Raw genomic sequence first — 26,661 nt, forward strand, 5'->3', positions numbered from 1 at the left:
GGGGTTACTCCTTCGCTGAGGGCTCTGAGTTCGCGGCGGGCGCGGTCGGCTGCGGGGCGGTGTGCGCGAGCAGGGTCCGGGCGTCACGGTCGGGCCGGATCAGGAGCACAGAGAGCACGGCCCCGGCGATCAGCAGCCAGGCGGTCAGGTCGAAGGCCCGGCCGTAGCCGGTGGCCTCGTTCGACGCCGCGTCGATGATCCGCCCGGTGACATAGGGGGCGACCAGGCTGGAGAGGGCGGCGAGGGCGTACGACAGCCCGAGGGCGGCGCTGCGCCGGCCGGGCGGGCAGATGTCCGCGATGGCCGCGTTGGTCAGCGGGGTCTGGCCGTTGCCCGCGGAGAACGCCACCACCAGCAGCGGCAGCAGGGCGCTGGACGGGGCCCGGGTCATCAGGAGCAGACACACCCCGGCGAGCAGCGGCAGCAGCGCGCCCAGCAGTCCCTGGGCGAGCCGTGCGGACACCCCTCGCCGAAGGAGCCGGTGCGCGAGGGCCCCGGCGGAGAGCACCAGCGCGGCCATCGACAGTGCGGGCAGGCCGACGATCCCGCTGATCTCCGCGTCGCTGAACCCCGCCTGCTCCTCCAGGTAGAGCGGCACCCAGGCGAACCCGAGGGCGAGCGTCCACATGACCGCGAAGGTGGAGAGCGTGGCCCCCAGCCAGGTACCGGTGGTGACGATGCGCCAGAAAGGCACCGTGTCGTACCCCGCTTCTGACGGTTCGTCCGCGGGGCCCAGCCGGGCGGTGTACGGCCCACCGCCGCCGAGCCGCAGCCAGAGTGCGGTCCAGATCAGGCCCGCGGCTCCGAGCAGACCGAACGCGGCCCGCCAGCCGAGGGTCTCGCTGACCAGGATGACCAGCGGGGCGGCCAGGACGGTACCGCCCGCGCCGCCCGCGACCACGACGGCCGACGGCAGCGCGCGCCGTTTCTCCGGGTACCAGGTGAAGGCGGTGTAGTTGGCCAGCGGATAGCCCGGCCCCTCACCCGCGCCCAGCATCACCCGGGTCGCGACGAGCGCGCCGAATCCAGCGGCGGGGAGGAGGATCGGCAGTTGCGCCGCAGCCCAGACCAGGGCGAGCACGGCGAGCAGGGGCCGGGGGCGGATGCGGTCGCCCAGAAAGCCGACCGAGACGGCGGAGAGGCTGAACAGCAGATAGAAGCTGCTGGCGATGGTCCCGAACTCGGTGGCCGTCAGCCCGAGTTCGTCCTTGATGGGGCCGGCGGTCAGACCGAGTACGGCCTTGTCGGCGGCGTTGATCACGATGAACAGCGCCAGCACGGCCAGGACGGTGCGGGCCCGGCGCCGGGTACCGTCCGCCTCGGCCGGCTGGGTTTCGGCCTCCAGGGTCATGCGCGGCCCAGCCGTTCGTCGAGCCAGTCGAACACCCGCTGCTGAAAACGGAGCGCCGCGCCTTCCTGGCAGTGTTCGCCGGCCCCTTCGGCGGCGGTGAACGTGAACAGATCCTTCTCGCAGCGCAGGGCGTCGTGCACCCGCTGGGCCTCGCCGCAGCAGATCACGTCGTTCTCCGCGTCGAGGACGAGCGTGGCGCAGGCGATGTGCTCGGCCACGTTGTCGAGGTTGTACGGCGCGCAGGCGCGCAGCGCCTCCGCCGGTGTCTTGGCGCCGAAGGCCCACATGCCGTGCCGCAGGAACCAGCGCACCCGCGTGCTCTGGGCCATGCTGACGGCGAGCGCGGGACCGGCCACGTCGTCCCGGCCGTCGGTCACCCACTCGCCGAGGAAGGGCGGAATGGCCCTCAGCGGGAGTTCGTAGAAGTCGTAGATGCCGTTGTGCAGGACGCAGGCGGCGATCCGGTCCTCGAAGGCGGCGGCCCGGGCGGCCAGCAGTCCGCCGAAGCTGGTGCCGAACAGGACCAGCTTCTCAGGGTCCACATCCGGCCGGGACAGGGCGTGGTCCACCACGGGGGCGACCACGTGTTCCCAGTCCGGCCGGAAGACCAGTCCCTGCTCCCGCCGGACGGACTGCTGGCCTGGTCCTTCGAAGGCGAGCACGTGGTAGCCGCGGCGCAGCGCCCCACCGCCCACCATGAAGTGGAGCTCTTCCAGGGTCGAGTCGTAGCCGCCGTGGTGGATGACGGTGGGCCTGGGGCTGCCGGTGCCGTCGGCGAGGAACAGGTACGCGGGCAGGGTGGTGTCCTCGTACGGGATCTCCAGCGGCAGCACCGGCGTCTCGAACAACTCGGCCGCCCGGGCGAACGTCTGCCGTGAGTTGCCGGCGAGGCGATACGACTCGGCGTCGGCCTCCCGGTCCTCGACGCGGAAGAAGTCCGCGGTCCGGTAGTAGTTCGAGGCCCGCAGGTAGGCCTCGCGGGCGCTGACCCGGTGGCCCGCGTCGAGCGCCTCGTCGGCGATGCGGTTGAGGCGTTCGGCGACAGCGGTCCACGCGCGGCTCCAGGCTTCTTCGTCGCCGTCCGGGATCTGTTGGCAGGCGGCCAGGACTTCGCCGAGATCCGCGCCCCCGTGGGCGGCGTGCCCGGCCGTGCGCAGTGCCTGGAAGGAGAACGCCGGATCGTCGAAGAGGAACCTCATCGGGCCCCCTTTCCTCCTACGGAACGGAACAGGGCCGTTCCGTCTGGGCGGGACCGTACTCCTGGCCCGGACGGAACGCAACCGTTCCGTCCGGTGTTAGTCTCCTGCAGTGGAGTCGACCAGCCGGAGCGCACTCGACCGCGGGCCCACGGGCTCGGCGGTGCTGCGGGAATCCGTGACCGAGACGATCAGACGCGCGGTGTTCGAGGAGCTGGCCGAGACCGGGTACGCCCGGATGTCGATGGAGGCCGTCACCCGCCGGGCCCGCGTCGGCAAGGCGGCCCTCTACCGCCGCTGGCCCGCCAAGGAGGCCATGGTGGTGGAGCTGGTCTCCGAGGCCGCCGCCGAACACCTTCCCGAGACGGCCGGCTCCGGTTCGCTGCACGACGACGTCGAACGCTTCGTCCGGAACACCATGGCCGACCTCCACCATCCGCTCGTCGGCCGGATCATCCCCGATCTGGTGGCTGAGTCGGCGCGCAATCCGTCCCTGCGCGACGCGCTCCACGAGGCGGTCCTCGCCCCCCGGCGCGCGGCGGTGGCGACACTGGTGCGCCAGGCGGTGGACCGCGGCGAACTGCCCCCCGACATCGACATGGGCCTGGCCGTCGACCTCTTCGGCGCCCCGCTGTACTTCAGGATGCTCGCGGTGGGCGGCCCCACCGACGACACCTACGTCACCCGCCTCACCCACGCCGTCCTGGCGGCCCTCGCCGCCAGCCGCTGACCGGCGCGGTACGGGGCACCGGGGCACGGCCGCGCCGGACGCGGGAAACTGATGGCGGCGAGGGCCTGCCTGCCGCCGACCCGTTGCCCGACTTGGGGGATACACACGGCATCCACAACGACTGCGAACACGAGCGCACGCAGCGCCGCTCCAGGTACCCGTTCAATGAGTCCGGCGGCGCCCGCCCGCCTATCCTTGGTGAGGGGCCGGACCTGCTCGCAGCGCGCGAGAAGGGAGCCGCGAGTGACCGAGCGGACGATCGACACGGCGGCCGCGGACACCTTGCGGCGGGCCAGGCAGGCCGCTGTCCATGAGGCGTGGGCCGAGGCGTACCGGCTGCTGGGCCGCCTCGACGCCGCACGCCTCGGCCCCGACGACTATGCCGCGTTCGCCGACGCCGCCTGGTGGACGAGCCGGATCGACGAGTCGATCGTCCAGCGGATGCGGGCCTACTCGGGATATGTCGCGGCGGGCGCGGCCCGGCAGGCGGGGCTCATGGCCTGGCTGCTGTTCTACGAGCACCAGCTCGCGGGGCGCACCGCCGTGGCCGCCGGCTGGCTGCGCCGGGCCCGGCAGCAGCTCCACGGGGAGCCGGAGTGTGTCGAGCAGTGCTATCTCGCCTGGGTCGACGCGGAGGCCGCTCAGCAGCGCGGCGCGTTCGAGGAGGCGACGGCCGCGGCACGGCGCATGGCCGGGATCGCCCGGCGCTGCGGCAGCCCGGATCTGCTGGCCATGAGCGTCCAGGCGCAGGCGGGCGTCCTGGTGGCGCAGGGGCGGGTCGGTGAAGGACTCGATCTCCTGGACGACGCCATGTGCTCGGCCATGGCAGGTGAGCTCAGCTCCTTCTTCACCGGGTGGGTCTACTGCCTGGGCCTCCAGCAGGCCATGGCCTGCGTCGATCTCGAACGCGCCGCCGAGTGGACCGACGCGGCCATGCGGTGGTGCGCGGCGATGCCGGCCGAGAACAACTACCGCGGACTGTGCCGGGTGCACCGGGTGGAGGTGCTGGAACTGCGCGGCAGCTGGCCCGAGGCGCTGGCGGAGGCCGAGCGGACCAGCGAGGAACTGCTGCCGTACGAGCGGCGGATGGCCGCCGAGGCGGTCTATCTGGTCGGCCAGATCCAGCGGCGGCGCGGCGAGCTCGCGGCAGCCGAGGAGTCGTACGACCGCACCCATGAGCTCGGTCGCGACCCGCAGCCCGGCCTCGCCCTGCTGCGGCTGGCCCAGGGGAAGGCCGACGCCTCGGCCACGGCCCTGGAGCTCGCCGTCGCGAGCGGGGCCGAGGCCGGCGGGCTCGAACGGTGCAGACTGCTCGCCGCCCAGGTCGAGGTGTGCCTGGCGCTGGGCCGGACGGCCGAGGCGCGCACCGCGGCCGAGGGGCTCCAGGCGCTGGCCCGGGAGTGGCGGCGGCGGTGCGGCTCGGAGACGACCCTGCTGCACGCGAGCGCCGCGGCCGCCTCCGGCGCCGTGGCCTTCGCCGCCCGTGACCTCGACCGCGCGCTGCCCCTGCTGCGCCGGGCGCTGGCGCTCTGGCTGGAGCTGCGGGTGCCGTACGAGGCCGCCCAGGTACGGATGACCCTGGCCGCCGCCGACCGGGCCGCCGGGGACGACGAGGGGGCCCGGATGGAGCTGCGGGCCGCAGAGCAGACGTTCCGGCAGCTCGGCGCGGTACCCGACGCGCACCGGGCGGCGGCCCTGCTCGCCGATGTGCGCCGACGGCCGCCCGGCGGGCTCACCGAGCGGGAGATCCAGGTGCTGCGGCTGGTCGCCGCGGGCCGCACCAACCGCGCCGTCGCCGCGGAGCTGGTGATCAGCGAGCACACCGTCGCCCGGCACCTCAACAACATCTTCGCCAAGCTCGACGTGTCCTCCCGGGCCGCGGCGACGGCGTACGCGTACCGGCACGGCCTCACGTGAGGCGTATGGGTTGTTCGGCCCATGCCCGATCGAGCCGGGATGGGTGATTTCGGCGATGAGCGCGAACCCGCCGCCTGTGTACACCGGTGATGTACCCGGCGCTGACGCAGAAAGCGGGTGGCGGCCATGGCCACTTACACGCCGACCCTCGACCACAGACTGCTGGACCGGCTGCGCGGATCCGTGCGCGGCCACTTCGTCGAGCCCGGCGACCCGGACTACGACGAGACCCGCAAGGTCTACAACGCGATGCACGACCGGCGGCCCGCGATCACCGTGCGGGCGGTCGACGCGGGCGATGTCATCGCCACCGTGGACTTCGCCCGCGACCAGGGCCTGCCGCTCGCCGTGCGCGGTGGCAGCCACAGCGTCCCCGGCTACGGGACCTGCGACGGCGGTGTCGTCCTCGACCTCGGCCCGATGCGCGGCATCCGCGTCGACCCCGAGACCCGTACGGCCTGGGTCGAGGGCGGCTGCACCTGGGCCGACGTCAACCACGCCACGTACGCCTTCGGCCTGGCGACGACCGGCGGAATCGTCTCCACCACCGGCGTGGGCGGCCTGACCACGGGCGGCGGCATGGGATACCTGGCCCGCCGCTGCGGCCTGGCCTGCGACAACCTGATCTCGGTCGACCTGGTGACGGCCGACGGATCCTTCGTCACCTGCACGGACGAGCAGCACAGCGACCTGCTGTTCGCGGTGCGCGGTGGCGGCGGGAACTTCGGAGCCGTCACGTCCTTCGCGTACCGGCTGCACCCCATCGCCGACATCCTCGGCGGGCCCACCTTCTTCCCGCTCGACGGCGACGTGGTCCGCCGCTACCGGGAACTGATCGCCGAGGCCGACGAGCGGCTCGGCGCCCTGTTCGTGGTCGGACTCGGACCGCCGCTGCCGTTCCTGCCCGAGCGCTGGCACGGGCGGCCGCTCTGCGGCGTGGTCACCTGCTGGACCGGGCCCGAGGAGGAGGACGACCGGATCCGGGACCGCGTCGCCACACTCGGCCCCGTGCTGGGCCGGCACCTGGAGCGCATGCCCTACCCGGTGATCAACACCCTCTTCGACGACCTGGTGCCTCCCGGGCTCTACCACTACTGGAAGGGCGCGTTCACCCAAGGCCTGCCGGACGGTGCCGTCGACGCCCTCGTCGAGTACGGCGCCACCACCCCGTCCATCCAGAGCGTCACGGTCCTCTTCCCCATCGACGGCGCCTGCCACCGCCTCGGCCCCGAGGAGACCGCCTTCTCCTACCGGGACGCCGACTACTCGATCGCGCTCAGCCCGACCCTCACCACCCGCGAGGACTGCGAGGCGCAGAAGCCCTGGGTACGCGCCTTCCACGGGGCGCTCGCACCGCACTCCATGGAGGGCGGCTACGTGAACTTCATGGACGGCGACGACCAGGACCGGGTGCAGGCCAACTACCGGGACAACCACGCCCGGCTGACTGCCCTCAAACGGCGCTACGACCCGCAGAACCTGTTCCGTCTCAACCACAACATCGCGCCGTGAGGAATCCTGCGGGCCGCCCGTTGTTGTACGAGGCATGAGTTCCGTGCTCGCGCAGACCCGCTTCTCCGTCCTCGACCGCTCCCGCACCCGGGACGGCCATACGAACGCCGAGGCGCTGCGCGACACCGTACGACTGGCACGGGAGCTGGAGGACCTGGGCTACCACCGCATCTGGGTCTCGGAGCACCACGGCGTCCCCGGCGTCGCCGGATCGGCGCCGACCGTGCTGGCCGCCGCCGTCGCCTCCGCGACCCGCACGATCCGGGTCGGGACCGGCGGGGTGATGCTGCCGAACCACCAACCTCTGGTCGTGGCCGAGCAGTTCGGGGTGCTGGAGTCCCTCTTCCCCGGCCGCATCGACATGGGTCTTGGGCGCTCGGTCGGCTTCACCGACGGCGTACGCAAGGCGCTCGGCCGGGACAAGGGGGACGCGGAGGACTTCGCGGCGCAGATCCAGGAACTGCTCGGCTGGTTCCGCGGCACCTCCCCCACCGGCGTGCACGCGCGGCCCGCCGAGGGACTGACCGTGCCGCCGTTCGTGCTGGCCATGGGCGAGGGCGCGGACATCGCGGCCCGCGCGGGTCTGCCGATGGTCATCGGCGACTTCAGGAACCGCCCGAAGATGCAGCGCGGCATCGATCACTACCGCGCGAACTTCCGCCCCTCCCCCTGGGCCACGGAACCCCATGTCGTCATCTCCGGCACGATCGCCGTGGCCGCGACCCCCGAGGAGGCCCGGCGGCTGCTGATCCCGGAGGCCTGGTCGATGGCGTACTCCCGCACACACGGCACCTTCCCGCCCCTGCCGCCCGCCGAGCGCGTCGAGGCACTCACGATGACCGCCAAGGAGCGCGCCTTCCACGAGCAGGGCCTCGCCGGGCACATCGCCGGCACCGAGGAGCAGGTCGCGGACGAGCTGGAAATCCTGTTGAAGGAGACGGGCGCCCAGGAGATCCTGGTCACCACCAGCACATATGACCGTCCGTCACTGCTGGATTCGTATCGGCGGCTGGCCGGGATCACGGGAGTCAATGAGTGACCGATGACGCCTCGGCGTTGTGGGAGAAGTACGACACACAGATGCGCGCACGCGAACCCGAGGAGTTCGGTGTGCTCGCCGAGCGGGACGGACCGCTGGTCCGCATCCACTACGGGGGAAGGTGTACTCCCCCGACGGACCGCGGCTCGCTCGGGCCCTGCGCGCCGCCGGATTCACCCCGGGGCCGGCGCGCTCCCTGCTGGTGGCCGACGTCACCGAGGTACCGACGACGGACATCGAATTGCGGACGTACTGGCTGGGCCTGCCGCCCAGCGACCAGGGCAGGATCCTGCGGCTCGCCGCCGCGGCCCCCCAGCAGCACCGCCCGGTCTCCGAACTGGAGCACGGCATGGACATCCTGTCCGTGTGGCAGCACACACGGCCCGTGGACCTGGTCTGGCTGGAGAAGGCCCACGGCACGGACTTCTCCTCGATCGGCGGGATCACTGGGCCGCGTCCCGAACTGCTGCACGCGGCGGCCGCGTGGGCGGCCCGCGAGGTGTGGTCGCAACCGAAGTCGCGCTATGTGGTGGCCGAGGCGAGCGGAGAGCTCGTCGGCGTCCATCGGTCGGCGGGGTTCCACGAGGTAGCCGAGGTCACCACCTACCGGTGGGCGCCGCCCGGGGAACCGGCCCGGGAACGCCCGGCACGCCTGCTGTTCTCCGAGCCTGAGCACGACGAGATCTGGCGGCGCTTCGAGAAGCGGTTCGAGGTCACGTACGAGACCGCCTGCGACGGCATCGCCGAACCGCCCGGCTCGGTCACTTGGCATATGGAGGCCGTCGAGGACTGGCGCGACCCGGTGCTGCGCCGGGTGGAGGCGGTCGTCGCCCGTGGGCTGAGGGCCTGCCGCCGTGGTGGCCGGGCTACTCCTACCTCACCGACGAGAACGTCATCCAGGTCACCGCTGACCTGCGCATGGGCACGTACGGCAGTCGAGGAGGATCTCACCGAGCTGCTGGGCAGGGTGCTGCGGCGGGACGGGCGGCCGGTGGGGAACGTGTGGACGTTCGGGCCGGTCCCATAGAATTGCGGGGTTTGTCCCCTCGCCCCACGGAGCTCCTTCATGCACGACCCCCACGACCCGTACGTCCGCGTCCGAGGCGCCCGCGAGCACAACCTCAAGGGCGTGGACGTCGACATCCCGCGGGACGTGCTGGCCGTGTTCACCGGTGTCTCCGGCTCCGGGAAGTCCTCGCTCGCCTTCGGGACGATCTACGCCGAGGCGCAGCGCCGTTACTTCGAGTCGGTGGCGCCGTACGCGCGCAGGCTGATCCATCAGGTGGGGGCGCCGAAGGTCGGTGAGATCACCGGTCTGCCGCCCGCGGTCTCGCTCCAGCAGCGCCGCTCGGCACCCACCTCACGCTCCTCGGTCGGCACGGTCACCACCCTGTCCAACTCGCTGCGCATGCTGTTCTCCCGGGCGGGCGACTACCCACCGGGCGCCGAACGGCTCGACTCGGACTCCTTCTCACCGAACACGGCGGCCGGAGCGTGCCCCGAGTGCCACGGACTGGGCCAAGTCCACCGTACGACCGAGGAGTTGCTGGTCCCCGACCCCTCGCTGTCGATCCGGGACGGCGCCATCGCCGCGTGGCCCGGCGCCTGGCAGGGCAAGAACCTGCGCGACATCCTCGACGCGCTCGGCCACGATGTGGACCGGCCCTGGCGCGAACTGCCCGCCGAGCAGCGGGAGTGGATCCTGTTCACCGACGAGCAGCCGGTCGTCACGGTGCATCCGGTGCGGGAGGCAAACCGCATCCAACGGCCGTACCAGGGCACGTACATGAGCGCCCGGCGGTACGTCATGAAGACGTTCTCCGACTCCAAGAGCACGGCCCTGCGCGCGAAGGCGGAGCGGTTCCTGGCCAGTGCGCCCTGTCCGGCGTGCGGCGGCAGCAGGCTGCGCCCCGAGGCCCTGGCGGTGACCTTCGCGGGCCGGACGATCGCCGAGCTGGCGGCGGTGCCGCTGGTCGAGCTCGCCGACACCCTGCACGGCGCCTCGGAGACCGCCCGCGTCCTCACCGAGGACCTCAGGTCCCGGATCGGCCCGGTCGTCGAGCTGGGCCTCGGCTACCTCAGCCTCGACCGCGCCACCCCCACCCTCTCCGCGGGCGAGCTCCAGCGCCTGCGCCTCGCCACCCAACTGCGCTCCGGGCTCTTCGGGGTCGTGTACGTCCTCGACGAGCCGTCCGCCGGACTGCACCCGGCGGACACCGAGGCGCTGCTGACCGTACTCGAACGGCTCAAAGCCGCCGGGAACTCGGTGTTCGTGGTGGAGCACCACCTGGACGTCGTCCGCGGCGCCGACTGGCTGGTGGACGTGGGCCCACGCGCGGGCGAGCACGGCGGGCAGGTGCTGTACAGCGGCCCGTCGGCCGGGCTCGCCGCGGTCGAGGAGTCGGCGACAGCCCGTTTCCTCTTCGACCGCTCCCCCGCCCCGGTGCGTGAAGTGCGCACGCCCGCCGGTCAGTTGAAGGTCGGGCCGGTCACGCGGCACAACCTGCGGTCGGTGAACGCCGAGTTCCCGCTCGGTGTGTTCACGGCGGTGACCGGGGTCTCCGGGTCGGGGAAGTCCACGCTCATCGGGGAGATCACGGAGGAGTCGGCGGGCGTCGGCCGGCTGGTCTGCGTCGACCAGAAGCCGATCGGGCGCACTCCGCGCTCCAACCTCGCCACGTACACGGGCCTGTTCGACGTCGTACGCAAGGCGTTCGCGGCCACGGACCAGGCACGGCAGCGGGGTTACGGTGTCGGGCGCTTCTCCTTCAACGTGGCCGGAGGGCGCTGTGAGACCTGCCAGGGCGAGGGGTTCGTGAGCGTCGAGTTGCTGTTCCTGCCGAGCACGTATGCGGCGTGCCCGGACTGCGGGGGCGCGCGCTACAACCCCGAGACGCTCGAAGTGACGTACCGGGGGCGGAACATCGCGCAGGTGCTGGACCTCACGGTGGAGGCGGCGGCGGAGTTCTTCGCGGACACCCCGGCGGTGGCCCGCAGCCTCGGCACGCTCCTCGACGTCGGCCTCGGCTATCTGCGGCTCGGGCAGCCCGCGACCGAGCTGTCCGGCGGCGAGGCGCAGCGGATCAAGCTCGCGAGCGAACTCCAGCGCGGCCGCCGCGGCCACACCCTCTACCTCCTCGACGAGCCGACCACCGGACTCCACCCGGCCGACGTCGAAGTGCTGATGCGGCAACTGCACGGCCTGGTCGACGCCGGACACACCGTGATCGTCGTCGAGCACGACATGTCGGTGGTCGCGGGCGCGGACTGGGTGATCGACCTGGGTCCGGGCGGCGGTGACGCGGGCGGACGGATCGTGGCGGCGGGGCCGCCGGGTGAGGTGGCGCGGACGGAGGGGAGCGTTACGGCGGGGTACCTGGCCCGGGTGGTGGGACGTCTTCGCACCTGACGGACAGGCTCCTAGAGCAGGCTGAGTGCCTGCATCGCGTCGTGTTCGATGCGGGAGAGTTCGTGCAGGATGGCGCCGGTCTGCCTGAGGTTCTCCGCGTCGCCGGATTCGCCTGCTGTCGCCACGAGTGCGGCCACCTGTGTCCAGAGGGTGGCGGCCTCGGAGTACAGGCTGTGGCCGGTGCGCAGGTGGCTGCTGTCGATCAGCTGGGCGCACTCGACGAGGAAGTCCCGGTAGAGATTGCGGAACAGGGCGCCGCCGGTGCCGGCCTTCTCCATGAGGGCGGCGGCCCGTGGCAGGTCCTCCCGCGGATTGTCGCTGCGCTGCAGCCACTTCGGCACCAGCTTGGCGGTTTTCTCGATGCCCCGGTGGCCGAGGTTCGCGATGGGCGGGTTGAGGAAGGCGTGCGCGCAGGTCTTGATCGCGGGGATGATCCGGTCCTGGGGTGACGTCGGGGTGCTGGGCGCTGTGATGGTGAAGGAGCGGTGCCTGGCGCTCATGGGGCCGCGCTCGGCCCTGGCCCTGGCGAGTCCGGCGAGGCTGGTCGAGACGGCTCCGCCCTGTGGGGCGGTGTCCACCAGGTAGGCGTCCTGTTCGTCGTAGCCGTACATGGCCACGACGTGCCCGCCGAAGTGCACCTTGGTGGTGAAGTAGTCCAGGTGGTAGCTGTCGAGTTGCAGGCCGACGGGCCGGCCGGCGTCGATGGGTGCCGCCACGTCCTGCCATGCCTTGCGTGGGGAGGTGGTCTCCCTGACCAGCAGCTCAAGCCCGAGGACGGCGGCCAGGTTCCTGGTGAGCTCGAACGGCTTGACGCGGCCTCCCAGGAAGGGAAAGCCCATGGCTTTGCTGTCCCAGTAGATGAAGGACAGCCCGGAGCCGAGCCCGAACAGCATGGGCTCGGACAGGTCGAGTCCCTCATGCCGCAGCAGCACGCCCAGCGCGGTCGTCTCGCAGTGCTGCATACCGCGGGCATCGATGTCCTTCACCATGGTCATGCCGCTCATTCTGAGGGACACGGCCTAGCCGCGCTGCGGAACCTCCAGCCCCCTCGGCACCCGCAACTGCTCCGCCGCCAACGCGGCGTGCGCCCAGGCGAGTTCGCCCCCTGTCGGGACCGGTTGGGCCGCCCGGGCCAGGGCTCGGCGGTCGGGGTGGGCGCCCGCGGGGATCTGCGGCCGTACCTCGACCTCGGCGACCAGGCGCCGTGCCGTGACCACCCGCCACAGCGAGGAGAGCAGGGAGTCCTCGCCGACGAAGGCGGCCGCGGTGCTCGCCGGGCCGCCCTCGAACCGGTAGTGCAGGCGCACCGGCTGGACCGCCACGCCCGCGTCCAGCGCGGCCTGGAACACCGCCCGGCGGAAGTGGCCCTGCGCCCGGCCGCACCAGGTGCTGCCCTCCGGGAAGGCGACGACCGCGGCGCCGGAGCGCAGGGTCTCGGCGATCCGGGCGACCGTATGGGGCAGCGCGCGCAGCCGGTCCCGCTCGATGAACAGGGCGCCGCTGAGCGCGGTGAGCCCGCCCGCCACCGGCCACTGCCGGATCTCCGCCTTGGCGAGCATCCGGGCCGGGCGCACCGCGGCGAGCAGCGGGATGTCCAGCCACGAGATGTGATTGGCGACCAGGAGCAGACCGCCCGTGGGCGGCGCCGCGCCGGTGATGCGTACCCGTACCCCGGAGGCCCGGACCACGGCCCGACTCCACCCGCGGATCAGCGTGTCCCGCCGGGACGCGGGAACGACCCCGAACACCGGCAGCAGCGCGACCCCTACCAGGAGCGTCACCAGCAGCGCCCCGATCCGCAGCACCGCGCGTGGCACGTCCGCCAGTGAGCGGGCGGAGGCGACGCAGACCTGCGGGGAGCAGGGCGCGGTGGGCAGCCAGGCGCTCGTCGGTACGACCGGGCGGGGCACCGCGGCCGCCGCCCGGCGCGCGCGCCGCTGGGTCATGGCGCGCCCGCCCACGGGCACCGTACGCAGCAGGCTCATCAGGCCGGGACGAGCGAGAGGAAGTGCTTCAGATAGCGCGGGTTGACCCGGCGCATCGACAGCAGCACGTACAGGTCGGCGACCCCGAAGTCCGGGTCGTGCGCGGGCTCCGCGCACACCCAGGCGCCGAGGCGGAGGTAGCCGCGCAGCAGCGGGGGCAGTTCGGTGCGGCCCTCGGGGCGGGCCACGCCCTCCGGGTTCCAGGGCAGCAGCGGACGGACCCGGTACTCCTCGGGCGCCAGGTGCTTGTCCCGCACCCGGTCCCAGGTGCCGGCCGCGAGGGCGCCGCCGTCCGCGAGCGGGATGGAGCAGCAGCCGGCCAGCCACTCATGGCCGTTGTCCACCATGTAGCGCGCTATCCCGGCCCAGATCAGGCCGATGACCGCGCCGTCCCGGTGGTCGGGGTGGACGCAGGAGCGGCCGACCTCGACCAGGCCCGGGCGGATCGGGTCGAGCGGGGCGAGGTCGAACTCGCCCTCCGAGTACAGCCGCCCGGCGACCGCGGCGCGGTCCGGGGGCAGCAGCCGGTAGGTGCCGACGACCTGGTCGGTGAACGTGTCACGGACCAGCAGGTGGTCGCAGTACGCGTCGAAGGCGTCGATGTCGTGCCCCGGCTGCGGGGTGGACAGCAGCGCGCCCATCTCCCCGGCGAAGACATCGTGCCGCAGCCGCTGGGCGGCCCGCACATCCTCCTCGCTGCGGGCGATGCTGACGGTGTAGCGGGTCGGGGCCGCCGGCTGCGGGGGGCGGTCGAGCGTGGAAACGCCGTTCATGGCTCTCTCCTGGTCAAAGGCCGGGGACGGTTGAGCGGCCGAAACAGTTCTTCCGACGCAGGGCGTCGCCCGCGTGACCATCGCCAGGAGTGCGGATGTGAGGTTGTTGAACGGAACGGTCAGGACACCGTCACTTGGGCGGCGCGCAACCCTCCAGCCAGTAGCGCGTCTCCGCGGCGTCGAGAACCCGCTCCAGGACGAGGTCTCCCGTCATGTGCGGGAAGAACCGGCCCGAGGGCCAGCTGCGCTCGTAGGGCGGCGGGTCGAGGACGAGCAGGCGTACGCCGTCGACGACCGGTATGTCGTCGGGCGTGCCCTCGTTCCACACCCATTCCCCGCCGGGCGTGACCAGGTTGAACGACCCCACGGTGTGCACCTGCCCCGGCGCGTTGCGGCACACCGCCGCCTCCTGCGGGGACGGGGCCCGGCCGGGCACATGGCCGCCGCCGACGAGGATGTCCGCGAGCAGGGTGTGCAGCTGGAAATTGTCGCCGATCCCGCTCATCCGCATCCGGTAGCCGGTGCCGGTGGGGCGGTGCAGCACGACCAGCGGCTCGTCGTCGAGGACGAGCAGGGCGTACGTCAGACACTTGAACTCGTGGCCCGACGCCTCCGCCACGGCCCGCACCGCCCGCAGCAGCCGGGCGCGCAGCGAGCCGTCGAGCGCGGTGCGCACGGCCGGGTGGTTGAGCATGGCGAGGGACGCCATCTCCCACTGGGGCATCGACAGCCAGGCCAGGGCCGCCTCCGGTCCCACACGTTCGAAGACCGCCGGATCCACTTCTCCGGGCTCCGGATCGGGGAAGTCCCCGCCGCCGGTCTCCGCCCAGCGCTCGCAGAACTCCCCCACGTCGGCCAGGGTCTCGGCCAGCTCCACGAAGATGTACGGCGCGCAGGGCCCCGGGTCGGCACCGCGCTCCACGCAGGCGCCGACGATCACGGCAATGGTGCCGCGAGGTCCCGGCGGCACCTCCGGCAGCAGCGCGGCCAGGCGCGGGGCGGCCTGGGCGACCTCCTGCGGTCCAGCGTCCTGGAAGCTCCGGTACATCTCGTGGAACGCCTGTTCCGCCCGGTCCGGTTCCTGCTCGCGCACGGCGGCCTCGAAGCGGCCGACTGCCTCAACGAACCGCTCCTGCTGCTGACTTGCGAAGATCATGTGCGCAGCCTACCGAGCCCGGACAAGCGAAGCGGGGCCGGGGAGCACCCTCCCGACCCCGCTCGTCCGCACGTTGTCGGCGAACGTTCACTTGAAGCGGTGCAGCGCTACCGCTTGACCTTCCGCGTGGCCCGCAGCCACTCCTTGTTCATGCTCGTGATGGAGACCAGCGGAATGCCCTTGGGGCAGGCGGTCGCGCACTCGCCGGTCAGGGTGCAGCCGCCGAAGCCCTCGTCGTCCATCTGGGCCACCATGTCCAGCACGCGCGTCTCCCGCTCGGGAGCGCCCTGAGGCAGCACGTTCAGGTGGTTGATCTTGGCGGAGGTGAACAGCATGGCCGCGCCGTTCGGACACGCAGCGACGCAGGCCCCGCAGCCGATGCACTCGGCGTGTTCGAAGGCGAAGTCGGCGTCCGGCTTGGGCACCGGAGTCGCGTGCGCCTCGGGGGCGGCCCCGGTGGGCGCGGTGATGTATCCGCCGGCCTGGATGATCCGGTCGAACGCCGACCGGTCCACCACCAGGTCCTTGATCACCGGGAAGGCGGAGGCCCGCCACGGCTCGATGTCGATCGTGTCGCCGTCCTTGAAGGACCGCATGTGCAGCTGACACGTGGTCGTCCGCTCAGGGCCGTGCGCGTCCCCGTTGATGACCAGGGAGCACGCGCCGCAGATGCCCTCACGGCAGTCGTGGTCGAAGGCGACCGGGTCCTCACCGCGCAGGATGAGCTCTTCGTTGAGCGTGTCGAGCATCTCCAGGAACGACATGTCGGAGGAGATCCCGTCCACTTCGTACGTGGACATGGCGCCGTCGGCGTCGGCGTTCTTCTGGCGCCAGACGCGCAGGGTGAGCTTCATGCGTAGCTCCGCTGAGTGGGGTGGACGTACTCGAAGACCAGGTCTTCCTTGTGCAGGGTGGGGGCCTCGCCGGTCCCGGTGAACTCCCAGGCGGCCGCGTAGGTGAACTCGTCGTCGCGGCGGGCGGCCTCGCCGTCGGGCGTCTGGGACTCCTCGCGGAAGTGACCGCCGCAGGACTCGCTGCGGTGCAGCGCGTCGAGGCACATCAGCTCGGCGAGCTCCAGGTAGTCGACGACACGGTTGGCCTTCTCCAGCGACTGGTTGAACTCCTCGCCGGTGCCGGGCACCTTGATCCGCCGCCAGAACTCCTCGCGGATCTGCGGAATGCGCTCCAGCGCCTTGCGCAGCCCGGAGTCGCTGCGGGCCATACCGCAGAACTCCCACATAAGTTCGCCGACTTCGCGGTGGAAGGAGTCGGGGGTGCGGTCGCCGTCGACCGAGAGCAGCAGGTTGATCCGGTCCTCGGTCTCGGCCAACACCTCCTGCACGACGGGGTGTTCGGCGGTGACCTTGTCCTGGTGCGGGTTCTTGGCCAGGTAGTCGTTGATGGTCGCCGGCAGCACGAAGTAGCCGTCGGCCAGGCCCTGCATCAGCGCCGAGGCACCGAGCCGGTTGGCGCCGTGGTCGGAGAAGTTGGCCTCGCCGATCGCGAACAGGCCGGGGACGGTGGTCTGCAGGTCGTAGTCGACCCACAGTCCGCCCATCGTGTAGTGCACGGCGGGGTAGATCCGCATGGGCACCTGGTACGGATCCTCGTCGGTGATCCGCTGGTACATGTCGAAGAGGTTGCCGTACTTGGCCTCGACCGCCTTGCGGCCCATGCGCTTGATGGCGTCCGCGAAGTCGAGGTAGACGCCCTGTCCGCCGGGGCCCACTCCCCTGCCCTCGTCGCAGACGTTCTTCGCGGCGCGGGAGGCGATGTCACGGGGCACGAGGTTGCCGAAGGAGGGGTAGATGCGCTCCAGGTAGTAGTCGCGCTCGTCCTCGGGGATCTTGTTCGCGGGACGGTCGTCGCCCTTGGCCTTCGGCACCCAGATCCGGCCGTCGTTGCGCAGCGACTCGCTCATCAGCGTCAGCTTGGACTGGTGGTCGCCGGTGCGTGGGATGCAGGTCGGGTGGATCTGCGTGAAGCAGGGGTTGGCGAAGTAGGCGCCGCGCCGGTGGGCCCGCCAGACGGCGGTGGCGTTGGAGTTCATGGCGTTCGTCGACAGGTAGAAGACGTTGCCGTAGCCGCCGGAGGCGAGGACGACGGCGTCCGCGAAGTACGTGTCGATCTTGCCGGTGATCAGGTCGCGGGCGACGATGCCGCGGGCCCGGCCGTCGATGACGATCAGGTCGAGCATCTCGGTACGCGGGTGCATCTCGACGTTGCCCGCGGCGATCTGCCGGGACAGCGCCTGGTAGGCGCCGAGGAGGAGCTGCTGACCCGTCTGGCCACGGGCGTAGAAGGTCCGGGACACCTGGACGCCACCGAAGGAGCGGGTGTCGAGGAGACCGCCGTACTCGCGCGCGAACGGCACGCCCTGCGCGACGCACTGGTCGATGATCTCGACCGAGATCTGCGCGAGCCGATGCACGTTCGACTCCCGCGCCCGGAAGTCGCCGCCCTTGACGGTGTCGTAGAACAGGCGGTGCACGGAGTCGCCGTCGTTGCGGTAGTTCTTCGCGGCGTTGATGCCGCCCTGCGCGGCGATGGAGTGGGCGCGGCGCGGGGAGTCCTGGTAGCAGAACTGGACGACGTGGTAGCCCTGTTCGGCGAGAGTGGCGCCGGCCGAGCCGCCGGCCAGGCCGGTACCGACGACGATCACCGTGTGCTTGCGCCGGTTGGCCGGGTTGACCAGCTTGGCCTCGAAACGGCGCTTGTCCCAGCGCTCGTTGACCGGGCCCTGCGGCGCCTTGGAGTCGACGACCGGCTCGCCGGTCAGGTAGTCGGTGTAGGTCATCTCAGCTCACCACTCCGGTCATGACGCCCACGGGCACGGCGAGGAAGCCGCACGTGAGCAGCAGCGCGAGTACGTTGGCGACGGTCTTCAGGGCGCGGTCGCGGGTGCGGCTGCCGGCGCCCAGGGTCTGGGCGGCGCTCCAGAAGCCGTGCCGGATGTGCATGCCGACGGCGAGGACGGCCACGATGTAGATGACGTTGCCGTACCAGGTGGAGAAGGTGTCCACGACGTTCTGGTACGGGCGCCCCTCCTGGAAGCCGCCCGAGTGCACGGTGCCGGTCGTCAGGTCGAGGATGTGCCACACGATGAACAGGGCGAGGATGATCCCGCCCCAGCGCATGGTGCGGGTGGCGTAGCTCGCCCGCGGCTTCTTGTGCACGTACTTGCTGGGCCGCGCCTTGATGTCGCGACGGCTGAGCTGGTACGCGGAGACGCCGTGCGCGACCACCGCGACCACGAGCACGATCCGCACCAGCCAGAGCGTCCACTCGTAGTGCATGAAGGGCTCGCCGACCGTGCGCAGCCAGTGCGCGTACTCGTTGAACTCACCGGCCCCGAAGAAGATCTTCAGGTTTCCCATCATGTGGACGACCAGATACGACAGCATGATCAGCCCGCTGACCGCCATCACGGTCTTCTTGCCGACGGAGCTGTCCCACACGGTGCGTGCCATGGACGGTCGTCGGTCCGTCCGCGTTGCCAGAGCCATGTCACTAGAAGTTAGGGGCCCGGTGCCCGATCGGTCCAAGACATCCTCCGGCTCGTTTCGATAGACAACGACTATCGTGAGGTCCATGCAGTTCCAGCAGCTCCAGTACTTCGTGGCGGTCGCCGAGACCCGGCACTTCACCCGGGCCGCCGACCTGGTCCACGTGGCGCAGCCGTCCCTGTCCCAGCAGATCAAGGCCCTGGAGCGCGAGCTCGGCGCGGACCTGTTCCTGCGGGCCCGGGGCAACATCACGCTCACCGACGCGGGCGAGGCCCTGCTGCCGCTGGCCCGGCGCATCCTGGCCGACGCGGATACAGCGCGGCTCGAAGTCCAGGAGCTGGTCCAGTTGCGCAGCGGTCGCATCCGGCTGGGGGCGACCCCGAGCCTGTGCACGGGGCTGCTCCCGGACGTCCTGCGCGCCTTCCACGACCGCTACCCCGGCATCCGCCTGATGATCGAGGAGGGCGGCTCCCACGACCTGGTACGCGAACTGGCCCGAGGCGCCCTGGACCTGGCGTTGGTCGTACTCCCACTCCCGACCCCGTCCCCGGCGCTGGCCACGGTGGAGCTCCTGCGCGAGGACCTGGTGATCGTCTCCTCCCCGGACGCCCCCAAGCCCGGCGGGGGCCGGCGCGCGGTGAGCATCGCCGATCTGGAGGGCGAACGCCTGGTGATGTTCCGCCACGGCTACGACCTGCGCGAACTCACGGTCGCCGCGTGTCGCTCCGCTGGGTTCGAGCCGGATTTCGCGGTGGAGGGCGGCGAGATGGACGCGGTTCTGGGCTTCGCGCGGGCGGGCCTGGGAGTGGCGGTGGTCCCGCGCATGGTCGCGGCGCGGGCGGGCCGGGGCCTACGAGTCACGCCGCTGGCGCGGCCCGGTCTGCATCGCACGATCGCGCTGGCCCACAGGAGCGACGTGGCCCCGCCGCGGGCGGCACGGGAGCTTCAGCGCATGCTGCTGGAGCGTTGAAGCCTGCTCAGAGACTCCCGTGACTCCCGTACGACCATGGCGGCTAGCCCGTCGCGTCGACCAGCGCCAGCTCGTGAAGTCGCTCCGGTGGCCCCGGGCGGGCGTAGTACCAGCCCTGGGCCGTGTCGCAGCCCAGTATGCGGAGCTGTTCGGCCTGGGCGCCGGTTTCCACGCCCTCCACCGTGACCGCGAGGTTCAGGCTATGGGCGAGGGAAACGATCCCCTCGACGATCTTGAGGTCGACGGGGTCCGCCGGGAACTGCTGCATGCTCTGGGTGAAGGAGCGGTCCAGCTTGAGGACGCTCACCGGCAGGCGGCGCAGGTTGGCGAGGTTGGAGTAGCCGGTGCCGAAGTCGTCCAGGGCGATGTCGACGCCCATCTCGGCGAGCCGGCGCAACGGCTTGAGCAGGTCGTCGTCCGCGCCGATCAACGCCGACTCGGTGACCTCCAGGCAGAGGGCGTCGGGGGCGACGCCCATGCGCTCCAGGATGTCGACCGTGTCCTGCACCAGGCCGGGGTGGGTGAGCTGGCACGGCGAGAGGTTGACGTTGATGCGCAGCGGGCCCGCGTCCGAGTGGCGGTCGCGCCACTGACGGGCCTGGCGCACCGACTGCTCCAGCACCCAGCGGCCGAGCGGAACGATCAGCCCCGTGTGCTCGGCGAGCGGGATGAACCGGTCCGGGCCGAGGACGCCGTGCTGCGGGTGCAACCAGCGCACCAGGGCTTCGGCACCCCGGACGCTGCCGTCGCCGAGGTGGACCAGCGGCTGGTACTCGATGAAGAACTCGCCCCGGTCCAGTGCGGTCGGCAGCGACGTGGTCAGCCCGTGCCGGGTGATGGCGCGGGCGTCGGCCTCCGGGTCCGCCAGCTCGAAGCGGTTGCCGCCCGCCGACTTCGCCCGGTACATCGTGATGTCGGCGCTGCGCAGCACCTCCGCCGGGCTGCGCTCGCCCGCCGGTCCCTCGACGATGCCGATGCTGCCGCGCACGGTCAGCTCCCGGCCGTCGACCATGATCGGGGCGACCAGCGCGTTCATGATGCGGGCGGCGAGCTCGTCGACCTCGCGCTCGGTGTCAGGGCCGGTGGTCAACGCCACGAACTCGTCGCCGCCGAGCCGGGCGACCATCTCGCCGGGCGCGGTCGCGCAGGCCTGGAGCCGGTCGGCGACCTCCACCAGCAGCCGGTCGCCGGCCGCGTGGCCGAGGCTGTCGTTGATGGTCTTGAAGCCGTCCAGGTCGAGGTAGCACAGCCCGAACCGCTGGCCCTCCCCCGCGCCGAGCGCCTTCTCCAGGCGCTCGAAGAACAGGGTGCGGTTGGGGAGTCCGGTGAGCGCGTCGTGCGTGGCCTCGTAGCGCAGCCGGAGGTTGAGCAGCCGCCGCTCGGTGGTGTCCTCCATGAGGGCGAGCTGGTACTCGGGGTTGCCGTCGGCGTCACGCAGCAGGGAGACCGTCAGATTGGTCCACAGGACCGTTCCGTCGGGGCGGTAGAACGCCTTCTCCACGTGGTAGTGCTCGCGCTCGCCGCACACCAGCTCCTCGTAGAGCTTCCAGACCTGCGGCGCGTCCTCGGGATGCGTCCACTCCATGACGTTACGGCCGCGCACCAGTTGCTCCGCGCCGCCGAACATGCGCACCAGGGCGCCGTTCACTTGCAGTATGTTGCCCGCGAGGTCGGCGATGCCGATCCCTATGGCGGCGCCCTCGAACACCGCGCGGAAGCGGGCCTCGCTGGCGTGCAGCGCCTGCGCCACCACGCCCTGCGCCGTCAGGGCGGCGGCGGAGATCGACTCCTGCTCGGCCAGCGTCCGCTCGCGCAGCGCCTGGGCGTACCCGGCGGCCATGGCGTGCTGGAGCCGCGCGGAGCGGGCCCGCAGGTCCTCCGGGGCGCCGTCGCCGCCGCAGTACAGCACCAGATAGGCGTCGACGCAGTCGAGGCTGTGGCTGAGCGCCTCCGGGTCGGTGCAGTGCGCGTCCACGAGGGCGGCGCCCACCGCCCTGCCCTCCTCCGCGTCGAAGGTCCTGGCCCTGAGCGCCTCGCTCAACCGCCGGGCGAGCGGCAGCAGTTGTTCCCCGAACTCCGGCCGGGTCGACGACGTCGAGGTCACCGGGAACACGGCCCGGCTCCAGATCGTCGCAAACCGGCGCAGTCTGTCCTCCGGCCCGTCCGGCTCCGCGCTCACGCCGTGCGCCCCACGCCCGCGAAACCGGAGAAGGCCCATGGATCCTCCTCCTCCGGTGCGGTGTCCGGCCGCCAGTGCGGCATCGACACCAGTCCGGGTTCCACCATGTCGTACCCCTCGAAGAACCGCGCGATCTCCTCGCGCGAGCGCATGATCAGCGGGTTGCGAATGTCCTTGTATACGCCCACCGTGCCCTCGGCCCGCTCCGCGGGAAGCGGGATTCCCTCGTACGAGGCATGCGTGAGGATCAGCAGGCTGCCGGGCGCGAGCGCGTCACGCAGCTCGGCCACCGCTCCGTACGGGTCGTCCGCGTCTTCCACGAAGTGCAGTATGGCAACGAGCAGAAGGGCCACCGGACGGTTCAGGTCGATCAGCCGCTCCACCTGAGGGCTCGCCAGAATGTCCTGGGGCTTGCGCAGATCGGCCGCGACGACGTCGGTGAGCTCGTCGCCGTCCAGCACCGCCTGGCTGTGCGCGACGGCCACCGGGTCGTGGTCGACGTAGACCACGTGCGCGCCGGGGCTGGCCGACTGGGCCACCTCGTGGACGTTGCCGAAGGTCGGGATGCCCGAGCCGATGTCCAGGAACTGGGTGATCCCCTCGGCGGCCGCGTACCGCACGGCGCGGCGCATGAACGCCCGGTTCGCCTGCATGATCTTGGGAAGTCCCGGCATGAACCCCATGGCCTTGCGGGCGGCTTCCCGGTCGACCTCGAAGTTGTGCGAACCGCCCAGGTAGTAGTCGTAGATCCGCGAGACGCTCGGCACCGAGATGTCGATGCTCCGTGGTGCCCAGGCGGGACGCTCCATCTATCTCTCCAAGGCTCAGGCGATCCAGTGTTCGAGCTGAGGCTACTGATCGCCTGCCAAAGGAGCGAGCCGAAACGGAAATTGACCATCCGTTCCCGGTCACTGCCTGCGGCACGTGCCGAATTTCACCGGCCGTGAATCCACTACGCCGAAAGTTTCGGCGGCGGCACGGCACACAGGCCCACCCCCTCCGTGCGGTGCGAAGGGGGTGGACCTGTGGTCGCGCGCGCTGACCGTTCGTCCGGCACTCTCGCCTGCGACTTCGCCTCCTACTCCTTTTCCGGCGCGCCGACCGGCTTTCCGTCGGGAGCCACGGCGTACCAGGTGCCGCCGACGCCCTGACCGTTGGTGTCACCGGGAGCCTTGTCACCGGCGAAGGTGTAGATCGGCCAGCAGTTGACCGTCTGCTGCTTGGCGCCGTCGGGCCGGGTGAAGTTCATCAGGCCCTTCTTCTGCACGCCCTTGGTGTCGTCGTTCGCCACCGGCGCCACCACGGGCCACTTCTCCAGGCAGGCGCCGGTGCAGTTGGAGACCGGCTTCGGCCACGCCTCGTCCTTCATGAAGCGGTAGACCGTCATGCCGTTCTTGTCGACGACGATCTCACCGAGGTTGGGGTCCTTACGGGTGGACAGACCGGGCAGATCGGCCAGCTTGGCCTTCTTGCCGTCGGGGGCCAGCGCGTACCAAGTGCCGCCCACGCCCTGGCCCTTGGTGTCGCCCGCGTTGACGTCCTTGGCATAGCGGTACGCCGGCCAGCCGCCGATCGTCAGCTGCTTGCTGCCGTCGGCCCGGGTGACCTCGCCGAGCTGCGACTTGTCGACGCCTGCACCGGCGCTGGCGTCGTCCGCGGGAACCGGCGGCCAGGTGGTGGCGCAGTCGCCTTCACAGTTGGTCTTCGGCGGTTCGGCGGTGTCCTTGTCGAAGCGGTAGAGGGTGAGCCCGGCGCTGTCGGTCAGCACCTGGCCGAGCTCGGCGTTGGTGGACACGGACAGTTCACCGGCGGGGGTCGTCTGGGTCGCGGCGCCCTGCGCTCCGGCCCCGGCGGTGCCGGACTCGGCGCCGTTGCCCAGGCCCGTCCCCGCGGTTCCGTAGTCTCCTGCCGCGGCCGTCGCACCGACGTTCTGGCTGCTCGCCGGCGGGGTGGTCTCCTGACCGCACGCCGTCGTCAGCGCCAGCGTTGCCACGGCGCTCACCACGAGCGAGGCGCTCCGCCACGAGGTCTTCATCGTCAACTCCCCGATCATCACAAGGGTGTTGCAGCGCCCTGCTGCGCCGCCGCACGACACTGGGTACGCAGCGGAACCATGGCCGTGTTCAACCGCGGCACAAATTTCTTTCCGAAACCTGTGACACCCCCGCCACTCGCACAGCCGATCGGGGCGACGGACGCGCGAGCGGCCGTCCATCAAACCGCTCGCCACTAACAGTCCCCCCTTCGGGGCAATCTCCTGGAGCAGAAAGGTTTCTGAGCTGCCGTCAGGCCTCAGGATCCTGTGTCGTGCATGGACCCGAATCGTCCCAATCCGCCCTCGCGGTCAGGGTGTTGGCGCTGCTGGCGCTGAGCTGGCTGCTCGTGGGGGCGCCCGCCGGTCCCGCCGCGGCCGACGCCTGCGCGTACGCCTCGACCGGACCGGGCGGCACCGAGGCGGTGGCGGTCGCCGGGAGCGCCACCTGGCCGACTCCCCCTTCGTGCCCCACACCGACGCCCCCACCTCCCCCGACGCCCTGCCCGACGCCGACACCGACGCCCACGCCGAAGCCGCCCAAGCCCACACCCACCCCGGAACCCCCGCCGAAGCCGCCCGAGCCGACCCCCACCCCGACACCGAAGCCCCCATCGTCCCCCGCTCCCGCGCCCGCGGCCCCCCGCCCACAGCCGCCCCCGCCGCCCACCCCGCCGCCGAGCCCGAAGCCGACTCCGACGCCGTCGGCGAAGCCCACCCCGCGTCCCTCGGTGGCCCCGGTGCACTACCCGCGCTATCGCACCTCGCCCAGGCGTCCGCCCACCCGCGGTGCCACCGCGCCCCTCACCTTCGTCCTGCTCATCGCCGCGCCCGCGATCGTCGCCGTCGCCGCGCTGCGCCCGCGCTGATCCCTGGAGGCATCCCTTGCCGGAATGGCTTGTTCTCACCCTCGCGGTGCTGGCCGCCTGTGTCGTGGTGGTCGCCATCACGTTCGTCCGCCATCGCACGGCGGCCGACGACGAGGACCCCTCCGAGACACCGGACGTCATCGAGTACATGACGATGTGGATCGGCGTGGTCTACGCCATCGTCCTGGGTCTGGCCATCGCGGGGGTGTGGGAGGGGCGCAGCGCCGCGCAGGACCACGTCCAGGCGGAGGCGGTCGCCCTGCACGAGATCTCCGAGCGGGTCCGGGTGTATCCACCGGAGGTGCGTGACCGTATTCGGGAGGATGTCAACGCCTATGTCGGACACGTCGTGACCACCGAGTGGAAGACGATGGCCGACCGCGGCGAGGTCACCGAGCGCGGCGCCGAGCTCCTCCAGCGCGTCCGTGAGGATGTCACCGACTACGAGCCGCGCGACGACTTCGAGGCCCAGGCCTATCAGCCGTTGGTCGACCAGGTCGCCGCCGCGGACCAGGCGCGCAACGCCAGAGCCGGCTCGACCGGCAAGACCATGCCGGGGGTGGTGTGGTTCGGGCTGATCGCCGGGGCCATCGTCACCATCGGGATGATCCTCGCCCTGCAGATCCGGCGGACACCACGCGAGCTGATCCTCGCCGTGCTGTTCTCCGCGCTGATCGCGTTCCTGCTCTTCCTCATCTGGGACTTCGACGCGCCCTACAGCCGTGGCATCACGGCGTCCGCGGAGCCGTTCCTGGACCTCTTCCCGGACATCAAGGGCTGACGGACGCTCACCCATTCGCACGACTGCGTTCGCGCAGGTGTACGCACCTTCCTAGCGTTTCGATCATCGAGGTGCATTTCTGGCGCAAGCGGAGAAGGTCCGCAGCTGCTCCTCGGGGACCCGGAGGAACCACCATGCGCGCGATACGCGTCGCTTCGGCCGCACTGCTGGGCGTGACCGCCCTGACCCTCACCGCGCCGGCCGCCCTGGCGAAGGGCGACGACTACATCACGCCGTTCGGCTTCAGCGTCCTGCCCTCCACGATCGCCGCGGGCGGACAGGTCATTCTGCGGATCGACCGGGACGGCGGCTGCGAGGGACCGGCGACGGTCACCTCGGCGGTCTTCGACACGGTCACCATCCACCCGGGCCACTCCCAGGCGACGGCGGTCGTGGACTGGGACGCCAAGCCGGGCGCCATGTACAAGGTGACGTTCACCTGTGACAACGTCAGCGGCTCCACGGACCTGACCATCGCCGGTGGCCGGACGCCCACCGGTCATCCGATTCCCCACCCGCTCACCCCGAGGGGCGTGCACGCGGGCGAGGGCGGCAGCTTCGCCGGGTTCGACCTCAAGGAGATCGGCCTCGGTGCCGCGCTCATCGCGGGCGCCATCGGGGCGGCGTACCACCTCTCCCGCAAGCGCACCTCGGAGGACGGCGGTTAACGCCCCACGACGCGCACAGGCCTTTGCCCCGGTTCCCCCGCAAGGGGGCCGGGGCGAAGGCCTTTCAACAACGTGCGAATCCCCGAGGAGAGCGGATCAGATCCGCTTCTCGGACCTGCGGCGCATCCAGAACAGCCCGCCACCGACGACGGCCGCGGCCACCAGGCCGCCGCCGATGACGATGTCGGTCGGGGTGGCCCCGGAGGAGGAGCTGCCGCCGATACCACCGCGCACACCGCCGATGACGGTGAAGGCGGCCGGACGGGTCAGCGTCCTGCCGGAGCAGTTGACGGTGATGTCGTGCGTGCCGGGGGTCGCGTTGTTGTTGATGGTCGCGGTGCCCTTGGCCGTCTCGTTGGCACCGCGGATGGGCGACAGCCTGGTCGGGGGGAAGGCGTTGGAGGTCGCGGTGCCGCCCTGGGGGCAGCCGTCGACGGTGATGGTCATCTGGCCGCCGCGCGCGATGACGCTGGGCATCGCCACGATGTTGCTGACCATGTTGCCGCGACCGTTGCCGCCGCCGTTGCCGCCGCCGTTTCCACCGAAGTTGCCGCCGCCATTGCCGCCGCCATTGCCGCCGCCATTGCC

Annotated in this window: 22 protein-coding genes and 1 pseudogene; 10 read left to right on the forward strand and 13 right to left on the reverse strand. The window is 71.4% G+C overall.

Annotation, left to right across the window (positions count from 1 at the left end):
• Positions 1-4: 4 nt before the first annotated feature.
• Positions 5-1,351 carry an MFS transporter gene (locus H4N64_RS19265; protein ID WP_186283603.1) on the reverse strand — a complete coding sequence of 449 codons (1,347 nt, stop codon included), beginning with the start codon at positions 1,349-1,351 and terminating at the stop codon, positions 5-7.
• The gene (locus tag H4N64_RS19270; protein WP_186283604.1) at positions 1,348-2,550 is read right to left on the reverse strand and encodes an alpha/beta hydrolase family protein; all 1,203 of its coding nucleotides are present in this window, start codon (positions 2,548-2,550) and stop codon (positions 1,348-1,350) included. Before H4N64_RS19270 ends, H4N64_RS19265 begins: the two co-directional genes overlap by 4 nt.
• Before the next feature lie 109 nt (positions 2,551-2,659).
• Here H4N64_RS19270 and H4N64_RS19275 point away from each other — a divergent pair, with 109 nt between their 5' ends.
• The 6 genes from H4N64_RS19275 to H4N64_RS19300 all read left to right on the forward strand — a co-directional run bounded on the left by H4N64_RS19275 (position 2,660) and on the right by H4N64_RS19300 (position 11,154).
• Positions 2,660-3,277, forward strand: coding sequence for a TetR/AcrR family transcriptional regulator (locus H4N64_RS19275; protein WP_336246735.1), 618 nt, complete (start codon positions 2,660-2,662; stop codon positions 3,275-3,277).
• 243 nt (positions 3,278-3,520) lie between these two features.
• Positions 3,521-5,194 (forward strand): LuxR C-terminal-related transcriptional regulator, encoded by a 1,674-nt coding sequence (locus H4N64_RS19280; RefSeq protein WP_186283605.1) that lies wholly within the window; start codon positions 3,521-3,523, stop codon positions 5,192-5,194.
• A 126-nt stretch (positions 5,195-5,320) separates the two neighbouring features.
• Positions 5,321-6,706 (forward strand): FAD-binding oxidoreductase, encoded by a 1,386-nt coding sequence (locus tag H4N64_RS19285; RefSeq protein WP_186283606.1) that lies wholly within the window; start codon positions 5,321-5,323, stop codon positions 6,704-6,706.
• Positions 6,707-6,740: 34 nt separating this feature from the next.
• Entirely contained in the window at positions 6,741-7,745 is a 1,005-nt protein-coding gene (locus H4N64_RS19290) for an LLM class flavin-dependent oxidoreductase (RefSeq protein WP_186283607.1), read from the forward strand.
• Between the two features lie 121 nt (positions 7,746-7,866).
• Positions 7,867-8,772 carry a DUF2716 domain-containing protein gene (locus H4N64_RS19295; RefSeq protein WP_186283608.1) on the forward strand — a complete coding sequence of 302 codons (906 nt, stop codon included), beginning with the start codon at positions 7,867-7,869 and terminating at the stop codon, positions 8,770-8,772.
• Between the two features lie 39 nt (positions 8,773-8,811).
• A complete protein-coding gene (locus H4N64_RS19300) occupies positions 8,812-11,154 on the forward strand; it encodes an ATP-binding cassette domain-containing protein (protein WP_186283609.1) in 2,343 nt (780 codons plus the stop codon).
• A gap of 11 nt (positions 11,155-11,165) precedes the next feature.
• Here H4N64_RS19300 and H4N64_RS19305 read toward each other — a convergent pair whose 3' ends face one another.
• The 7 genes from H4N64_RS19305 to H4N64_RS19335 all read right to left on the reverse strand — a co-directional run bounded on the left by H4N64_RS19305 (position 11,166) and on the right by H4N64_RS19335 (position 18,538).
• Entirely contained in the window at positions 11,166-12,149 is a 984-nt protein-coding gene (locus H4N64_RS19305; RefSeq protein WP_186283610.1) for a BtrH N-terminal domain-containing protein, read from the reverse strand.
• 24 nt (positions 12,150-12,173) lie between these two features.
• The gene (locus tag H4N64_RS19310) at positions 12,174-13,100 is read right to left on the reverse strand and encodes a lysophospholipid acyltransferase family protein (RefSeq protein ID WP_186283662.1); all 927 of its coding nucleotides are present in this window, start codon (positions 13,098-13,100) and stop codon (positions 12,174-12,176) included.
• A 38-nt stretch (positions 13,101-13,138) separates the two neighbouring features.
• Entirely contained in the window at positions 13,139-13,912 is a 774-nt protein-coding gene (locus tag H4N64_RS19315; protein ID WP_186283611.1) for a GNAT family N-acetyltransferase, read from the reverse strand.
• A gap of 130 nt (positions 13,913-14,042) precedes the next feature.
• Complete coding sequence (locus tag H4N64_RS19320; RefSeq protein ID WP_186283612.1) at positions 14,043-15,068, reverse strand: hypothetical protein; 1,026 nt, start codon at positions 15,066-15,068, stop codon at positions 14,043-14,045.
• A 107-nt stretch (positions 15,069-15,175) separates the two neighbouring features.
• Complete coding sequence (locus H4N64_RS19325; RefSeq protein WP_186283613.1) at positions 15,176-15,922, reverse strand: succinate dehydrogenase/fumarate reductase iron-sulfur subunit; 747 nt, start codon at positions 15,920-15,922, stop codon at positions 15,176-15,178.
• Positions 15,919-17,865, reverse strand: coding sequence for a fumarate reductase/succinate dehydrogenase flavoprotein subunit (locus H4N64_RS19330; RefSeq protein ID WP_186283614.1), 1,947 nt, complete (start codon positions 17,863-17,865; stop codon positions 15,919-15,921). The genes H4N64_RS19325 and H4N64_RS19330 overlap by 4 nt, the downstream gene beginning before the upstream one ends.
• Position 17,866: 1 nt before the next feature.
• Positions 17,867-18,538, reverse strand: a complete 672-nt coding sequence (locus H4N64_RS19335) for a succinate dehydrogenase (protein WP_186283615.1) — start codon at positions 18,536-18,538, stop codon at positions 17,867-17,869.
• 121 nt (positions 18,539-18,659) lie between these two features.
• Here H4N64_RS19335 and H4N64_RS19340 point away from each other — a divergent pair, with 121 nt between their 5' ends.
• A complete protein-coding gene (locus H4N64_RS19340; protein ID WP_186283616.1) occupies positions 18,660-19,544 on the forward strand; it encodes a LysR family transcriptional regulator in 885 nt (294 codons plus the stop codon).
• A gap of 43 nt (positions 19,545-19,587) precedes the next feature.
• Here the strand turns inward: H4N64_RS19340 and H4N64_RS19345 are convergent, their stop codons facing one another.
• The 3 genes from H4N64_RS19345 to H4N64_RS19355 all read right to left on the reverse strand — a co-directional run bounded on the left by H4N64_RS19345 (position 19,588) and on the right by H4N64_RS19355 (position 23,758).
• Entirely contained in the window at positions 19,588-21,723 is a 2,136-nt protein-coding gene (locus tag H4N64_RS19345; protein WP_186283617.1) for an EAL domain-containing protein, read from the reverse strand.
• Positions 21,720-22,532 (reverse strand): SAM-dependent methyltransferase, encoded by an 813-nt coding sequence (locus tag H4N64_RS19350; RefSeq protein WP_186283618.1) that lies wholly within the window; start codon positions 22,530-22,532, stop codon positions 21,720-21,722. The genes H4N64_RS19345 and H4N64_RS19350 overlap by 4 nt, the downstream gene beginning before the upstream one ends.
• A 269-nt stretch (positions 22,533-22,801) precedes the next feature.
• Positions 22,802-23,758: an SCO0930 family lipoprotein gene (locus tag H4N64_RS19355; RefSeq protein WP_186283619.1), complete on the reverse strand. Its 957-nt coding sequence runs from the start codon at positions 23,756-23,758 to the stop codon at positions 22,802-22,804.
• A gap of 272 nt (positions 23,759-24,030) precedes the next feature.
• Here H4N64_RS19355 and H4N64_RS19360 point away from each other — a divergent pair, with 272 nt between their 5' ends.
• The 3 genes from H4N64_RS19360 (at position 24,031) to H4N64_RS19370 (ending at position 26,073) form a co-directional block, all read left to right on the forward strand.
• Positions 24,031-24,624 (forward strand): hypothetical protein, encoded by a 594-nt coding sequence (locus H4N64_RS19360; RefSeq protein WP_186283666.1) that lies wholly within the window; start codon positions 24,031-24,033, stop codon positions 24,622-24,624.
• Between the two features lie 16 nt (positions 24,625-24,640).
• Positions 24,641-25,405 (forward strand): bestrophin-like domain, encoded by a 765-nt coding sequence (locus tag H4N64_RS19365; protein ID WP_186283620.1) that lies wholly within the window; start codon positions 24,641-24,643, stop codon positions 25,403-25,405.
• A gap of 134 nt (positions 25,406-25,539) precedes the next feature.
• Complete coding sequence (locus H4N64_RS19370) at positions 25,540-26,073, forward strand: hypothetical protein (protein WP_186283621.1); 534 nt, start codon at positions 25,540-25,542, stop codon at positions 26,071-26,073.
• Between the two features lie 96 nt (positions 26,074-26,169).
• On the opposite strand, the pseudogene H4N64_RS46385 reads toward H4N64_RS19370, so the two are convergent.
• Positions 26,170-26,657 (reverse strand): annotated as a pseudogene (locus H4N64_RS46385) (hypothetical protein).
• Between the last annotated feature and the right edge of the window lie 4 nt (positions 26,658-26,661).

It is taken from the genome of Streptomyces cupreus (assembly GCF_014257025.1).
GTDB classification, from domain to species: domain Bacteria; phylum Actinomycetota; class Actinomycetes; order Streptomycetales; family Streptomycetaceae; genus Streptomyces; species Streptomyces cupreus.

Bases quoted from the DNA above. Each gene is read 5' to 3' on its own strand.
- H4N64_RS19315 (WP_186283611.1), bottom strand. From the start codon at position 13,912: ATGAACGGCGTTTCCACGCTCGACCGCCCCCCGCAGCCGGCGGCCCCG.
- H4N64_RS19340 (WP_186283616.1), top strand. From the start codon at position 18,660: ATGCAGTTCCAGCAGCTCCAGTACTTCGTGGCGGTCGCCGAGACCCGG.
- H4N64_RS19355 (WP_186283619.1), bottom strand. From the start codon at position 23,758: ATGAAGACCTCGTGGCGGAGCGCCTCGCTCGTGGTGAGCGCCGTGGCA.
- H4N64_RS19370 (WP_186283621.1), top strand. From the start codon at position 25,540: ATGCGCGCGATACGCGTCGCTTCGGCCGCACTGCTGGGCGTGACCGCC.
- H4N64_RS19305 (WP_186283610.1), bottom strand. From the start codon at position 12,149: ATGACCATGGTGAAGGACATCGATGCCCGCGGTATGCAGCACTGCGAG.
- H4N64_RS19325 (WP_186283613.1), bottom strand. From the start codon at position 15,922: ATGAAGCTCACCCTGCGCGTCTGGCGCCAGAAGAACGCCGACGCCGAC.
- H4N64_RS19270 (WP_186283604.1), bottom strand. From the start codon at position 2,550: ATGAGGTTCCTCTTCGACGATCCGGCGTTCTCCTTCCAGGCACTGCGC.
- H4N64_RS19290 (WP_186283607.1), top strand. From the start codon at position 6,741: ATGAGTTCCGTGCTCGCGCAGACCCGCTTCTCCGTCCTCGACCGCTCC.
- H4N64_RS19300 (WP_186283609.1), top strand. From the start codon at position 8,812: ATGCACGACCCCCACGACCCGTACGTCCGCGTCCGAGGCGCCCGCGAG.
- H4N64_RS19330 (WP_186283614.1), bottom strand. From the start codon at position 17,865: ATGACCTACACCGACTACCTGACCGGCGAGCCGGTCGTCGACTCCAAG.
- H4N64_RS19265 (WP_186283603.1), bottom strand. From the start codon at position 1,351: ATGACCCTGGAGGCCGAAACCCAGCCGGCCGAGGCGGACGGTACCCGG.
- H4N64_RS19310 (WP_186283662.1), bottom strand. From the start codon at position 13,100: ATGACCCAGCGGCGCGCGCGCCGGGCGGCGGCCGCGGTGCCCCGCCCG.
- H4N64_RS19285 (WP_186283606.1), top strand. From the start codon at position 5,321: ATGGCCACTTACACGCCGACCCTCGACCACAGACTGCTGGACCGGCTG.
- H4N64_RS19350 (WP_186283618.1), bottom strand. From the start codon at position 22,532: ATGGAGCGTCCCGCCTGGGCACCACGGAGCATCGACATCTCGGTGCCG.
- H4N64_RS19335 (WP_186283615.1), bottom strand. From the start codon at position 18,538: ATGGCACGCACCGTGTGGGACAGCTCCGTCGGCAAGAAGACCGTGATG.
- H4N64_RS19320 (WP_186283612.1), bottom strand. From the start codon at position 15,068: ATGATCTTCGCAAGTCAGCAGCAGGAGCGGTTCGTTGAGGCAGTCGGC.